The 14,026-nt window shown below is 70.5% G+C and carries 10 protein-coding genes; 4 read left to right on the top strand and 6 right to left on the bottom strand.

Annotated features, from left to right (window positions below; translation table 11 throughout):
- The first annotated feature begins 32 nt into the window (after positions 1 to 32).
- Positions 33 to 647, top strand: coding sequence for a TetR/AcrR family transcriptional regulator (locus ACQP2T_RS62490; RefSeq protein WP_433514013.1), 615 nt, complete (start codon positions 33 to 35; stop codon positions 645 to 647).
- 77 nt (positions 648 to 724) lie between these two features.
- Here ACQP2T_RS62490 and ACQP2T_RS62485 read toward each other — a convergent pair whose 3' ends face one another.
- The gene (locus ACQP2T_RS62485; RefSeq protein ID WP_433514012.1) at positions 725 to 1,594 is read right to left on the bottom strand and encodes a LysR substrate-binding domain-containing protein; all 870 of its coding nucleotides are present in this window, start codon (positions 1,592 to 1,594) and stop codon (positions 725 to 727) included.
- Between the two features lie 71 nt (positions 1,595 to 1,665).
- Here ACQP2T_RS62485 and dapA point away from each other — a divergent pair, with 71 nt between their 5' ends.
- Entirely contained in the window at positions 1,666 to 2,541 is an 876-nt protein-coding gene (gene dapA, locus ACQP2T_RS62480) for a 4-hydroxy-tetrahydrodipicolinate synthase (RefSeq protein ID WP_433514011.1), read from the top strand.
- Here dapA and ACQP2T_RS62475 read toward each other — a convergent pair.
- The gene (locus tag ACQP2T_RS62475; protein ID WP_433514010.1) at positions 2,531 to 3,676 is read right to left on the bottom strand and encodes an FAD-dependent monooxygenase; all 1,146 of its coding nucleotides are present in this window, start codon (positions 3,674 to 3,676) and stop codon (positions 2,531 to 2,533) included. The two genes, dapA and ACQP2T_RS62475, sit on opposite strands and share 11 nt — an antisense overlap.
- An 84-nt stretch (positions 3,677 to 3,760) precedes the next feature.
- Between ACQP2T_RS62475 and ACQP2T_RS62470 the strand changes: the two genes are divergently transcribed.
- Positions 3,761 to 4,204: a MarR family winged helix-turn-helix transcriptional regulator gene (locus ACQP2T_RS62470; protein WP_433514009.1), complete on the top strand. Its 444-nt coding sequence runs from the start codon at positions 3,761 to 3,763 to the stop codon at positions 4,202 to 4,204.
- An 85-nt stretch (positions 4,205 to 4,289) separates the two neighbouring features.
- Here the strand turns inward: ACQP2T_RS62470 and ACQP2T_RS62465 are convergent, their stop codons facing one another.
- From ACQP2T_RS62465 to ACQP2T_RS62455, 3 genes are read right to left on the bottom strand one after another with little or no spacing between them, the layout of a single operon-like run.
- Positions 4,290 to 9,188 carry a DNA repair ATPase gene (locus ACQP2T_RS62465; RefSeq protein WP_433514008.1) on the bottom strand — a complete coding sequence of 1,633 codons (4,899 nt, stop codon included), beginning with the start codon at positions 9,186 to 9,188 and terminating at the stop codon, positions 4,290 to 4,292.
- A gap of 6 nt (positions 9,189 to 9,194) precedes the next feature.
- The gene (locus tag ACQP2T_RS62460) at positions 9,195 to 11,291 is read right to left on the bottom strand and encodes a flotillin family protein (protein ID WP_433514007.1); all 2,097 of its coding nucleotides are present in this window, start codon (positions 11,289 to 11,291) and stop codon (positions 9,195 to 9,197) included.
- Positions 11,291 to 11,824, bottom strand: coding sequence for a hypothetical protein (locus tag ACQP2T_RS62455; RefSeq protein WP_433514006.1), 534 nt, complete (start codon positions 11,822 to 11,824; stop codon positions 11,291 to 11,293). The genes ACQP2T_RS62460 and ACQP2T_RS62455 overlap by 1 nt, the downstream gene beginning before the upstream one ends.
- Positions 11,825 to 11,978: 154 nt before the next feature.
- On the opposite strand from ACQP2T_RS62455, the gene ACQP2T_RS62450 reads away from it, so the two are divergent.
- A complete protein-coding gene (locus tag ACQP2T_RS62450) occupies positions 11,979 to 12,899 on the top strand; it encodes an NADP-dependent oxidoreductase (RefSeq protein WP_433514005.1) in 921 nt (306 codons plus the stop codon).
- A 131-nt stretch (positions 12,900 to 13,030) separates the two neighbouring features.
- On the opposite strand, the gene ACQP2T_RS62445 is transcribed toward ACQP2T_RS62450, so the two are convergent.
- Positions 13,031 to 13,945: an aminoglycoside phosphotransferase family protein gene (locus tag ACQP2T_RS62445; protein ID WP_433514004.1), complete on the bottom strand. Its 915-nt coding sequence runs from the start codon at positions 13,943 to 13,945 to the stop codon at positions 13,031 to 13,033.
- Between the last annotated feature and the right edge of the window lie 81 nt (positions 13,946 to 14,026).

The following is a 14,026-nucleotide window of genomic DNA, read 5'->3' as shown; positions in this document are numbered from 1 at the left end:
GGTCAAGTTTGTCCATGGGGGACAATGATCCGATGGAACGGCGGGAGCGAGCCGACGCGGCACGCAACAGGCGGGCGATCCTGGCGGCCGCCGAGGAACTGCTGCGGGAGCATCCGCCGGAGGAGGTCTCCGTCGAGCGGGTCGCCGTCGCGGCGGGGGTGGGCAAGGGGACGGTGTTCCACCGGTTCGGCAGCCGCGTCGGGCTCATGCAGGAGCTGATGTCCGAGCGGGCGCACGCGTTGGAGCAGGCCGTCGTGGACGGGCCGCCGCCGCTGGGGCCGGGCGCGCCGGCCGGGGAACGGCTGGTGGCCTTCCTCGACGCGGTGGTCGCGATGGCCACCCGGAACGCGGGACTGATCGCCGCGCACGAGCATGCCCGGCTGACCCAGAAGGCCGGGGGTGGGACGCGGCTGGCCAACCCGATCTACGTGTCGTGGCACCGGCACGTCTCGGCCCTGATCGCCGAGGCGCGGCCGGATGCCGACGCCGACCTGGCCGGGCACGTCCTGCTCGGCACGCTGCACACGGAGCCGATCAGCAGCCTGCTGCTCGCCGGGGAGTCGGCCAGGGTCGCCGCCACTCTGGGCGACCTGGCCAGGGGCCTACTCGGCGACTCAGGAGGTCCGCGCAGAGCGGGAGGCGGGTGACGGCGGGGCGCACAACCGCGACGGCCGCGCGGAGAGCGGAGGCGGGTGACGGTGGGGCGGGCAACCGCGACGGTCGCTCAGAGCGGGAGGTGGGTGATCGCTGTGTGGAAGGCCGCGACGGCCGCCTTGATCGCGGGATGCTCCCCGTACCCCCTGCGAAAGGCGGCCAAAGTGCGGCGGCTGAGCGGCAGTCCGGTCAGCGTCACCCCGTGCGGCGGCGCCAGCGCGGCCAGACGGGGGACGAGCGCCACACCCTGACCGGCGGCGACGAAGGCGAGCACGGTGTCGAAGTCGTCGATCCGGTGACGGACCCGCGGCTCGAAACCGGCCGCCTGGCAGGCCCGGATCGCCATCGCGTGGCACAGGGTCCCCGGCTTGCCGACGATCCAGGCGTCATCGCGCGCGTCGGCGATCGTGGCCCGGTCCGTGAGGTACATCTGCTCCCCGAACAGCGGCTCCGTCTCCAGCGACGCGTCCGTGACCGGCGGCACGAAGTCGTACTCGTGCACGAGCGCGACGTCCAGCTCACCCGCCCGCAGCGCGGCGGAGACGTCGGCGGGGTCGATCTCGGAGACCATCGGCCGCAGCCCCGGATGCGCGCGGGCCAGTTCGGCGAGCGCGGGCGGCAGCAGCACGCGGGCCGCCGTGGGGAACGCGCCGACCCGGAGCGGTCCTGACGGGCCGCTGCGCACCGCGGCGAGCGCCGCGGACGCCCTTTCCAGCTGTTCGAGTACGTCCTGCGCGTGCTCGACGAGCAGGTGGCCGGCGGGCGTCAGGGCGACCGTCCGGCCCGTACGCTCCAGCAGTGGTACGCCCGCCTCCCGTTCCAGGGCGCTGAGCTGCTGGGAGACCGCCGACGGGGTGAAGCTGAGCGCCTCGGCGACGGCGGCGATGGTGCCGCGCTGGGCGAGTTCGCGCAGGAGGTGGAGCTTGCGAGGGTCGAGCATCAGACAAGCTTAAGCTCGTCAGCAGAAATCCGCGCTGGACCTAACGTATTGATCCCCGTCAGGCTGAGAGCATGCTGACAGGAATCCATGTGCCGCTGGTCACGCCGTTCACCCAGGAGGGTGAGGTGGCCGTCGAGGCGATCGACAAGCTCGCCCGCCACGTTCTCGACCAGGGCGCCGCCGGGCTGGTCGCGCTGGGCACCACCGGAGAGGTCGCGGCGCTGACGCCCGCCGAGCGGGCCCGGGTGATCGAGGTCTGCGTCGCGGTCTGCGCGGAACGCGAGGTGCCGCTGACCGTCGGCATCACCGGCAACGACACGCGCTCAACGGCGGCGGCGTTGAAGGAGCTGCCCTCGGGGGTCTCGGCCGCGCTGGTGACCGTGCCGTACTTCCTGCGTCCTTCGGAGCGCGGTGTCATCGCGCACTTCGAGGCGTTGGCGGAGGAGACGCCGGTGCCGCTGGTGATGTACCACGTTCCCTACCGGACCGGGCAGGCCGTCAGCGCCGCGACCCTGCGTCATCTGGGCGGGCACCCGATGATCGCCGGAGTGAAGTACGCGACGGGCGGGATCGACCAGGACGCCGTTGACCTGCTCGGGGACCTGCCCGAGGGGTTCGAGGTGCTCGGGGGTGATGACCTGTTCATCTCGCCGCTGCTGGCGCTGGGTGCCGCGGGCGGCATCCTGGCCTCGGCGCACCTGGCCACCGACCGGTTCGTCGAGTTGGCCGCGGCGTGGCGCGCGGGTGATGCGGCCAGGGCTCGGGTGCTGGGTCGTCGGCTCGCCCGGCTGTCGGCCGCGCTGTTCGCCGAGCCGAACCCGACCGTCATCAAGGGCGTCCTGCACGCCAGGGGCCTGATCCCGACCCCCGACGTGCGCCTGCCGCTGCTCCCCGCCACAGCGGAGGCGGTGTCACAAGCTGACCTGGCGACCGGTGTCACAGGCTGACCTGGTGGCGGTACATCCAGGACAGTGACTCCTGGCTGGCCAGCTTCTTCAGGAAGATCGGCATCATCAGGTCGCGGAACACCCGGGCGACCGGGCCCGCGGCCTTGTTGTTGCTGATCGTCCGCGAATAGGCGACGACCTTCTCCACCCGCCCGCGCCGCTCATTCTCGAACCGCGCGAACGCCGCCCGGTGGTCCCTGGCCTCACGCAGGCACCTGGCCAGCACGACGGCGTCCTCGACGGCCATCGAGGCGCCCTGACCGGCGCTCGGCGAGGTGGCGTGCGCGGCGTCGCCGGTGAGCACCACCCGTCCCTTGTGCCAGGTCGGCAGGGGCGGTAGGTCGTGGATCGGCACCGCCAGCGCCACCTCGCTCCGCTCGATCACCTCGGCGGAGAAGTTCGCGTCGTCCCGGAACGCCGCCACCAGCACCGGCTTCCAGTCCGCTGGTACGTCGCCCAGCTCGCGGGGCAGGTTGGCGAACCACCAGGTCTCGCCGGAGGCGGCCACGGTGTAGCCGAAGAAGGCGCGCTTGCCGAAGACCATGTTGTAGACGCCCGGCTCACCGGTGAACTTCGGGTCGTGGACGAGCCCGCCGAAGCTGTAGAGGCCGCTGTAGCGCGCCTTCGGGGCGCTCGGGTCGAGCTGGGCGCGGGTCCGCGAGTGGACGCCGTCGGCGGCGATCAGTATGTCGCCCGTCTCCTCCGTGCCGTCCTCGAAGCGGGCCGTCACGTGGTCGCCCGTGTCGTCGAAGGAGACCAGGCGCTTGCCGTACGAGATCTTGATGCCACGGGAGAGCGCCTCGTCGCGGACGATGCGGTAGAGGTCGGCGCGCAGGATCGTGTGGCTCACCGTGCCGTCGTCCAGGGCCAGGCCGTTGGCCACCTCGCCGAGGCGCTTGCCGGTGCCGCTCCACATGACCATCCGTGGAGTGGGAATGCCGGCGGACAGCACACGACGGTGCGCGCCCAGCACGCGCAGGGCGTCCAAGCCGTTCGAGGCGACGTTGAGAAACGAGCCGACACTCTCGGCCGTGTCCGGGTATGCCTCGAAGATCTTGGCGTCGATGCCGGCCTCGCGCAGGGCCATCGCGGTGGTGGGGCCGCCGATGCCGCATCCTATGATCAGAGCTTTCATGGTGATAACCTTTCGTTCGGTCGAACGAAATATATGCCGGGAGGGAGGGCCGTGTCCACAGATATTTCGGAACACCGAAAGAATTTGCTCGAAGCCCTGTTCGTGGCCGGGCGGGATAACAGCAACGCCGCCGTGATGTTCCACAGCGCCGTCGGCGAGCTGCTGGGGGTGGGGATGACCGAGGAGAAGGCGCTCGACCTGCTGCAACGGCTGGGCCCGCTGACGGCGGGGGAGCTGGCGCAGCACACCGGCCTCGCGCCCGCCTCGGTGAGCGGGCTGATCGACCGGTTGGAGGGCAAGTGGCTGGTGCGCCGCACCCGCGACACCAAGGACCGGCGGCGGGTGATCGTCGAGGTCAACCACGAGGCGCTGGCCGGCGGTGCCGAGGTGTTCGAGCCGCTGGTGACCGGGCTGTCCGAGCTCTACGCCGGATACTCGGACGAGCAGCTGGAGCTGATCCTCGACTTCCTCACCCGGGCCACGGCCATCCAGCGAGAGTGCACGACGCAGCTGACCTCGCCACGGTGACGCGTCGAGGTCCGCGGTGTCTGGCCTTCGTCGCCGTGGCGTGCGTCAGTCCGCCGCGTCACCGCGAAGTCGCGGTGATCGCGCGTCAGTCCGTCGTGTTCTCCCTGATGGCCGAGCCGACCTCGCCCACCCGGTCCGCCAGCAGGCCGATGGCGCCCACGGCCCTGGTCATCGGGTCGTCCTCGGCGCCACCGAGCGCCTTGGCGCGCAGGTAGGCCGCCTTGAGGTCGCTCCAGCGAGCGGCCTGGGCGGGGGTCAGCCGGCCGCGCAGCTCGGCGAGCTTGAGCAGGTTGGCCTCCGCGTCGCTCGTCAGGGTCTGCGCCTCGCCGAGGTAATGGTCGTCGATGACCGCCTCCAGCTCGGCCTCGTTCATGGCGGGCACGATCCGCTCGGCCAGCTTGTTCATGTTCCGGTACGAGCCCTGCAGCCGGAACGGCGGCTCTGTACGGGCTGCGTCGGACTGTCCGGCCGAGGCGATGTACGCCTGGTTGTTGGCAAGCACGACCTCCTGCACCCGCACCAGCTTGCGCAGCACGCTGAGGATCTGGTCCAGCTCGGTCTTGGCGTACGGATGCCGGAGCTGGTCCGGCCGGGCGCTCTGGTCGCCGCGCGCCAGCCGTACCAGGAGCTCGACGTCGGCCCGGTCGCGGGCGGAGAGCGGCGCGAGCACCGGGTTGGAGGTGAGCGCGTTGTCGATGTAGCTCAGCGCGAACAGCTCGTCCTTGCCCGACAGCACGTCGCCGAGGTTCCAGACGTCGGCGCGGTTGGCGAGCATGTCGGGGATGCGGAAGCGCTGCCCCGACTCGGTGTACGGATTGCCCGCCATGCACACCGCGAACCGCTTGCCGCGCAGGTCGTAGGTGCGGGTGCGGCCGTTCCAGACGCCCTCGATCCGACGTTGGGCGTCGCACAGCGAGATGAACTTCTGCAGCAGCTCGGGCGAGGTGTGCTGGATGTCGTCCAGGTACAGCAGCGTGTTGTTGCCGGTCTCCAGGGCGAAGGAGATCTTCTCGACCTCCTGCCTGGCCGTAGCGTCGGGCGCCTCCGCCGGGTCGAGCGAGGTGACGGCGTGGCCGAGCGCCGGGCCGTTCACCTTGACGAAGACCAGGCCGAGGCGGCTGGCGACGTACTCCATCAGCGTCGTCTTGCCGTAGCCCGGCGGCGAGATGAGCAGCAGCAGGCCCATCTGGTCGGTCCGCTTGTCCCCTCCGGCGGCGCCCAGCTGCTTGGCCAGGTTGTCGCCGATCAGCGGCAGGTACACCTCGTCGAGCAGCCGGTTGCGGACGAACGCGCTCATCACCTTGGGGCGGTATTCGTCCAGCCGCAGCCGGGCCCGCTCGGCGGTCACCAGCTCGGTGCGCCGCTTCTGGTAGGCCCGGTAGGCGGGGACGCGTTCGGTGCGGAAGCGGCGGGTCCTGGCCAGCGTCTCGTCCAGGCGCAGCTCCAGCTTGCGGTCGGCGACGCGCGGGTGGGTGCCCAGCAGGCCCTCCACCGTGGCGGTCAGTGTGGCGCTGGAGTCGTGCCGGGGCAGGTCGCAGAGCTGTACGGCGATGGACTCGGGCACCTCGGGGCCCTTGCCGAAGGCGCCGATCCAGGCCCGGGCCAGCTCCAGCCGCTCCGGCAGCGCCACGGCCTTGAGATCCTCCTCGAACTCGCGTGACCTGGCCGGGCCGAGCGTCTGGTGGAAGCCCTGGAGGAGGGCGCGGGCCGCCGTGCTGGTCACGAAGCCGGTGGGCTGGGTGGCGAGCTCTTCGACGAGGTACTCCCCGGCGAGCGAAGCCGTTTCGCCGGGCACTGAGCCGGGCCCAACGTGGAATGCGGCGATCTGCGAGCCCAGTTCCGTTGCCAGAGCGGCAATCTCCGGTGTGGGGCCGAAGACCGCGCGGGCGCGCACCAGCGACACGGCCCGTGTGGCCAATGTTTTACGTGAAACCTCGTCCACCCCGAACGCCCAGTACAGCTGCGCCGCCGCCCGAGCGTCCGGCGGATACCGCAGCAGCCCGGCTCCCTCCCGGAGCCGCAGCAGCGTGTCGAGAATGGCGGTGGCGTCGTGGTCGTGGACGCCGCGTTCGTACCCCTCGTCGTAGCGCTGTTCGGCCGCCTGCCGTACGAGGTCCTGGAGCGGCCCGCCCGGCACCGCCACGTCGAGCAGCGAGGCGGCCAGGTGCTCGGCGCGGTAGACCTCCGGAGTCTCCGAGGCGAGCAACTGGTCCCAGAAAGGGCGGGTGTCGGCGAACGCGGCGGGGGCGGCGGCGCGGTAGTCGGTCCCGGTGATGGCGAAGTGCATGTCACCGTCGTGCGGCACCAGCGTGAGGTCGATCGGCTGGGTGTTGACCGCGAACCGGTGCCGCCCCAGGCGCAGCGTCTCGCCGCCGTCGGAGAACAGGTCGAGACGGTCGCGCAGGGCCCGGCCCGCCTCCTGCTGCGCGGCCTTGACCCTGCCGTCCAGTTCCTCGGCCCGTACCGCGTCGCCGAGCCCGCGCAGCTCGGTGGCGACCGAGCGGAGCTTGGCCACCATCGGGTCGGTGGCGAAGAAGGTGTTGACCTCGTCGAGCGAGCCCAGCGACGGCAGCCGCCTGGTGACGCTGCCCAGGATGCGCTCGGCCGAGGCGAAGATCCGGTCGGCCCGGCGGGCGAGCTCGTCCAGCTGCGTCTGCTTGCGGGCCGAGAACGCCTCGTAGACGTCGTCCCGCTTGACCGCGAGCCGGGCGGCGAAGTCGTCGAACTCACCGAAGCGCGTCTCCAGCGCCTCCAGCCGCAGCATCAGCCTGCCGAGCTGCTCGTCGCACCGCTCAGGCGTGTCCGCCGCCGCCAGCGCGCCGGTGATGGCCTGCCCGAGCAGCGCGAACTCGGCCGCGAACGCCGCCCGCCCCTCGGCCCCGAGCAGCTCCCGCCGGCGGCCGTCCAGGAGGGCTCGCGCCCGGTTCACGCCGCCGAGCACCTCGGCGATGCGCTCCAGGATGGAGGTGCGTACGGTGGCGTCGGCGATCTCCAGCGAGCCCACCACTTCGGTGACGACCTCCAGCCCCTCGGACTGGGTGGCCAGGCGTTCGGTGACGGGCTCGGCCTCGGCGACCGTGGTGATCGCGGCGGCCTCGGCGGCCAGCCGCTCGACCGCCTCGTGGTAGCCGGTGAACGCCTCGGCCCCCTGGAGGAACCCGACGGCCCGCTGCCCCACGGAGGCCAGTTCGTCGGCCAGCGAGCCGGTCAGCGTGTCCAGCTGGGCGAGGTCGAGGTAGCGGACCTCGCGCAGCGTCACCAGGCGGCCCTGGGCCCGGCGCAACGTGGCCAGCAGCGTCACCCAGGCGTCGGCGGTGGCGGGGGTGTCGCCCCGGGCCTGCCGGACGAGCCGGGTGGTCTCCTCCGTGGCTTCGGCGAGGGTGCGGGCGGCCTGGTGGGTGAGCGCCTCCACGTGCTCGTACTCGTCGAGCACCTGCTCGGCCGTGGTCCGCACCTCGGCGAGCGGGGCGCGCAGGCCCTGCTCGCCGAGCCAGTGGTAGTGGTCGAAGGCCCGCGTGCAGGCGGCGATCAGCGCCTCGAACGTGGCGGCCGACGGCGCCATCTCGCCGATCATGCGGGCCACCGACAGGCAGTCGGAGATGCCGCGCACCAGCTCGGCGTTGCCGATGCGCTCCAGCGGGCCGGTGCCGGTGGGCTGGGCGGCGGCGTAGGTGTCGGAGACGTACGGCGTCTGCCAGACCTGCATGGGGTGGACCCGCGTCGGCTCCTCGGAGGTGGCGCGGAAGACCACCATCGTGCCGTCGTCGAACAGGGAGTAGCCGTGGCAGACGATGGGGTTGGCCACCTCCTTCCTGATGACGTTGTACGGCAAGAGCAGGGAGCGGCCGTCGCCCCTGGCGTGGAAGACGTACAGGACGTCCTCGCCGTTGGGGGAGCGGACCACGCGGTCGAACTCCAGGTCCGTGACGTCCGTGTCGAACGTCTTGCTGACCCCGGTGGCCAGGTAGTAGCCGCCGGGGAAGATCAACCCCTGGTCCTCGGGGAGGCGCTGGCAGGACTGGCCGATGCCGTCGAGCCTGGTCACGGCCTTGGTGCGGGTGTTGAAGACCAGGTGGCGCCAGTCGGGCTCCTTGTACGGCCGGATCCTGATCAGGATGAGCGGGCCGATGACGGCGTGCTCGACGTCGGCGTCGGCCAAGCTCTGAAGGGGTTCGGCCACGGGCTCGGCGTAGATGCCCTCGCCGGTCTCGGTGTTGTTCTCGATCTTGATGGTGAGGTCGCCGCCGACCGTTTCGACGAACACCTCGTCGCGGATGGAGATGTGCGGGTGGCGGCCGAGCACGTGGTCGTCACGGGTGGCGGGGGTCCACACGAAGTCGTGCGAAGGCGGGAAGGCATGGTCCCGCTCACCCCTGTTGTCCTGATATTTCGTGACTCCTTGGGAGTCGACCGTCCATCTGAAGACCCGGGTGTCGGCCGGGCCGGTCTGGAAGACTGCCAGCAGCTTGCCCTCGACGCGTCTCAGGTGGTGGAGCCTGGAGTCCTTGTAGTAGCGGTACAGCTCGGCGAAGTCCTTCTGGAACGCCGGCTCCTCCAGGGCGGGGAGACGGTCGGGGTCGAACCTGAAGGCGTCGCCGTCCCTGGTGAAGCGGTGCACGGAGAAGACGTCGGCGACCGTGGTCTCCGGCTTCAGCCCGATGAAGACGTTGTAGCCGAACAGCATGACGCCGCCCAGCGAGACGATGTCCCGGGGAACGCAGTTGTTGTCCGTACGGATGCGCTCGGTGCCGAGCAGGCGGAGCTCCGTGCCGCCGAAAACGGTCAGGCGCTGGGCGTTGACCCCCTCGGTGGCCGTGGCCAGGGCCTTGGCCTGGGCTTCCAGCCGGGACTTGAGCACCTCATAGGTCCCGGCCTCAAGCCCGCTCGGGCCGGCCGCCGGCCCGCTGGTGCCGACCTGGCCGGCTGGAGCGGTCGCGCCGGGCTCCGCCGTACGGGAGCCCTGGCGCTGTGCGTCGTCGGTCACGCGCGATCAGACCTTCGCGGCGGTGAGCGCGGCCACCGGGGAGTCGGCCACGCCCAGGCGGCGGGCCGTCTCCAGGAGCTCGCCCAGCGGGCCCGAGTCGGGTCCGCCGTTCTGGATGAGCCGCAGCAGCAGCGCCGACACGGTCAGGTTCTTCAGGTCCTCGGTGCTCACCCCGTTGACCAGCGCGCTGAGGTCACCCGCGAGGCTGGCCGACCCGTTGAGGTACGGCGCCGCCAGCGTGCCGGCGACCTGCGAGTGCTCCACGAACCCGTCCACCACCTTGCCCGCGGTGATCGAGCCCACGACCTTGTCGAAGAACATCGTGTCGCCGCCGACGATGTCGATGTTCGCCTTGGCCAGACCGGCGGCCAGCACGCTGGCCTGCGACTCCGCCACCTGCCGGGTGACGTCGATCTGCTTGAGGCGTACGTCCTTGTCGGCCTCCAGCCGCAGGCGGAACTCCTCGTGCCCCCGGCTCGCGTCGTCGAGCGCGGCCATCGCGGCGGCCTTCTCGGTCAGACCCTCGGCCTCGGCCTTGAGCTTCTCGCCCACCGCCGTCGCGGCGGCCAGGGCCATCGCCTGCTCGCCCTCCGCCTGCGCCTTGAGCCGGTCGCCCTCGACCATGGCCATGGACCTGGCGCCCTCGGCCTCGGCCCGCAGCCTCTCGGCCAGGACCGCCGCCTCCGCGCGACCGACCTTCTCGATCGCCTCCGCGTCCCGCTCCTTGACCTGGACCTCGGCCAGCCCGGTAGCGGCCGACTCGGCCTGGATGCCCTCGGCCAGCCTGATCTTGGCACGGGTGTCGAGCTCGGCGGCCTGCTGCCTGGCCTCGGCCAGCGTCAGCTCCTCGCGGGCCTTGAACTTCGACGCCGCCTCCGCGGCCTCGGCCGCCTTGATGCCCTTGACCAGGTTCTCCTGCGCCTCGGCCTCGGCGGCGATGATCACGCTCTGGCGGGTGCGCTCGGCCTCCTCGACCACGCGCAGCCGCTTGATGCTCTCCTCCTGCTCGGCCACCGTCTTGTCGACGGCGATCCGCTCGCGCACCACCTCGGCGATCGACCGCTTCTCGGTCTCGACCTCTTTGTCCTTGGCGATGCGCGACAGCTCGGTCTCCCGCTCGCGGGCGATGATCTCCAGCATGCGGTCCTTCTCGATCCGTTCGGTCTCGATCGCGATCACCCGCTCGCGGTTCTTCTCCGCGACGGCGACCTCACGGGCCCGGTTCTCGTGCTGTACGCCGAGCTGCTCGTCGGTCTTGATGTTGGCCGACTGCGACTTCAGCCGCTCCTCGGCCGCCACGCGGGCGATCTCCGCCTCCTCGCGGGCCTTCATCGTCTCGATCTCGCGCCGCTGCTTGACCTCGGCGTCGGCCTGCCGGCGTTGCAGCTCCAGGATCGCCTCGCGGGCGTCCACGTTCTGGCGGGTGATCTCCTTCTCCTCGCGGCGCTGGAACTCGTTGGTCCGTACGTGCTCGATCGCCGTCAGCTCGGTGATCTTGCGGATGCCCTGCGCGTCGAGGATGTTGCTCTTGTCCAGCGCGGCCAGCGAGGTCTGCTCCAGGTAGTCGATGGCGGCGTCCTCCAGGCTGTAGCCGTTGAGGTCGGTGCCGATGAGCCGGACGATCTGGTCGCGGAACTCGTCACGCTTGGTGTAGAGATCGACGAAGTCGAGCTGCTTGCCGGCGGTCTTGAGCGCCTCTGAGAACTTCGCGTTGAACAGCGCCTGCAGGGTCGACTCGTCGCTGGCCCGGACGGTGCCGATGGCCTGGGCGACCTTGATGACGTCCTCGGCGGTCTTGTTGACGCGTACGAAGAAGGTGATCTTGATGTCGGCCCGGATGTTGTCCCGGCAGATCAGCCCCTCGCGGCCGGTCCGTTCGATCTCGATGGTCTTCACCGAGATGTCCATGATCTCGGCCTTGTGAAAGACGGGGAGCACGGTGGCCCCGGTGAACGTCACGTCGACCTTGTTGACCTTCGAGATGATCAGGGCCTTGCCCTGCTCGACCTTCCGGAAAAGGCGGCTGATGACGGCAAGTAAGCCGATCACGATGACCAGCACGACCGCGAGGAATACGCCGAACCCGGTGGAGATGACGTCCATCAATGCTCGCTTTCGTAAGGCATGACCCAGAAGAATTCGCCATGGGTGTCGTATTCGAAGATGAGCGCGTTGTCGCCGCGCGCGAGCCGGTCCTGGCCCGTCGTCCTTACCTGGACGACGGCCGATGAGCCGTCGGGCGCGGTGACCTCGGCCTGGCCGAAGTCGGCGGTCGCCTGGCCGGTGCGGATCACGCACATCTGGCCGACGAAGTCGCCGCGCGACGGGCGCCGCGCGTCGGGGAAGAGCCGCCGCAGCGGCCTGAGCAGCGCCCGCGTACCCAACCAGGCCCCGGCCAGGGCGAGGATGGGTACGACCGGCAGCGCGATTCCCGGCACCACCTGACTGCCGATCAAGGCGAGCAGCCACGCGAACGCGATCAGTAGTGACAGTGCGATCCCGGCGGGCACTCCGCCCAGTCCCAGCCAGGGCGCCTCGCCGTCTTCGAAGTCGAAGAGGCCGGTTATGACAATGAACCAGTAGCCGGCCACCACGACGAGAAGGAAGGTGAATACCACCGTCGGGAAGCTCAGCACGACATGTAAGAACTCGGTCATCGAACCCCGGTTACCCCGCCCCCTGCTATGCCCCCGTCGGACTATATACAGATAAAGCGTGACTAAAGCCGAAAGTTCCCGAAATGCGATCTGGCTTGACCTCAAGTGCACTTGAGGATGCACAGTCGTCCCCATGAGTGGAAATTTCATGAAAGCGGCGGCGTTTGCTGAGTTCGGCGGACCTGAGGTGCTCACCGTGATGTCCCGGCCCATGCCGGAGGCCGGGCCGGGCCAGGTCCGGGTACGGATCAAGGCCGCCGGGATGCAGCCCTTCGACACGGCGGTGCGGGCCGGTTGGACGCCGCCCGGCCTGATCGACCCGTTGCCACGGATCCCGGGCAACGAGTTCGCGGGCGTGGTCGACCAGGTGGGGCCGGATGTGACCCTTGAGGTGGGCGCCGAGGTGCTCGGCTTCTCGCTGCTGAACAGCTACGCCGAGTACATCGTGGTCCCCGCCACCGACGTGACCCCCAAGCCGCCGGAGCTTCCCTGGGAGGTGGCCGGCGCGCTGACCGCCGCGGTGCAGACCGCCGACATCGCCATCAACCAGCTGAATCCGGCTGCGGGCGAGACGTTCCTCGTCCACGCCGCCGCCGGAGCGGTCGGTTCGGTCGCCGTACAGCTCGCCGTCCGTAGGGGCGCCACCGTGATCGGCACCGCTCGCGAGGAGAACCACGCCTACCTACGCGATCTGGGCGCCATCCCCGTCGCCTACGGGGACGGCCTCGCCTCCCGAGTACGCGCACTCGCGCCCGGCGGGGTGGACGCGGCCCTGGATGGAGCGGGTGGCGCGGCGCTGGACGTCTCCTTGGAGCTGGTCCCGGACCGTGGCCGCATTCTGACCATGGTCGACCACGACAAGGCGGACGAGCTGGGCGTCATGGTCACGAAGGGCGTCCGCACGGCCGAGCGCCTTGGCCGCTATGCCGCCCTTTGCGCGAAGGGGGAGCTGAAGTTCCTGATCCGCCGGACGTACCGGCTGGAGGAGGCGGCGGACGCGCACCGCGAGATCGAGACCCGCCACGGCCGCGGCAAGCTCGCCCTCCTCATCTGACCCTTCGGGCCGGTCAGCCCGCCCTGACCGGACTTCCCGGGCTGGCCGGCTGGGCTGGTCAGCCCGCGGTGCGCTGGCGTTGGTTGAACCGGGCCCACCTTCGCCCGGTTGCCACACGAAGACCCCGAGATCTACAGACGATGATGGACCGCCTCGGCCACGGCGAGCTGGATCTCGTTGAGCTCCCGCTCGCCCCACGCCACGTCCCAGAGCGAGTTCTGCAGCACCCGGCCGAGCGTCCATCCAGCGGCCCGCCGCCGATCCAGCCCGAGCCCGTCCACCATGAAGTCGAACCGCCGCAACACCGCCCGCCGTACATCCCCCGTCGCCACGGCCTCCTCCCACCGGTTCCACAGCGCGGGCGCCAGATCGAACCCGGGGTCCCCGGCGAGCGGCTTGGGATCGATGGCCAGCCACGGCTCCCGTGCCCCGGCCAGCACGTTGTCGTAGTGCAGATCCCAGTGCAGCAACCGATCGCCCGGCTCACCCACCAACTCGCGTACCGCCCCCGCACAGATCTCCAACCAGTGCCGATCCCGCTCCCTGTGCAGCACCGCCACCGCGTCGGAAACACCGTCGAGCATGTCATTCGCGATGTCCCCCAACCGCCGCATCCCCTCGGGAGCGGGCAGCGCCACCAGTCGCCGGAGCAACTCGGTGAGGATCCCGAGCGCCTTCATGACATCGGGCACGGACGACAGCGGCCGCTCGGCGTCGAGCCGTTCGAGCAGCAGGGTGCCGGTGGCGGGGTCCTCGTCGAGCAGCAACACCGACCCGGCACCCGCCCAGGCCCGCAGCCCAGGCCCTTCGCCGACGTTCTCGTGGCTGACGGGCTGCAACTTGAGCGCCGCCCGCGTCGCATCGGCCCGCACCACGGGCAGCACCAGCGACACCATCCCGTGCGCGGGCGCACCGTCCAGCCGCAGGTCCCATTGCTTGAGGTACCGCTCGGCCAGCGCGGGTAACCCCGCCGACCAGGCGCGCCCGGCCTCTCCATCGTGCTTCACGTGAAACTCGGTCAAAGCGGCAGGCACAACGATCTCCATCACCCCAGTCTGCCGTAGACGACATCCATGGTGCCGCCCACGCCGATCCTCTGACCGGGGGACTGATTTGCGGTGAGATCG

Source organism: Nonomuraea sp. CA-143628 (assembly GCF_050942315.1).
GTDB lineage: Bacteria > Actinomycetota > Actinomycetes > Streptosporangiales > Streptosporangiaceae > Nonomuraea.
This window is presented reverse-complemented; position numbering and strand designations above follow the sequence as displayed.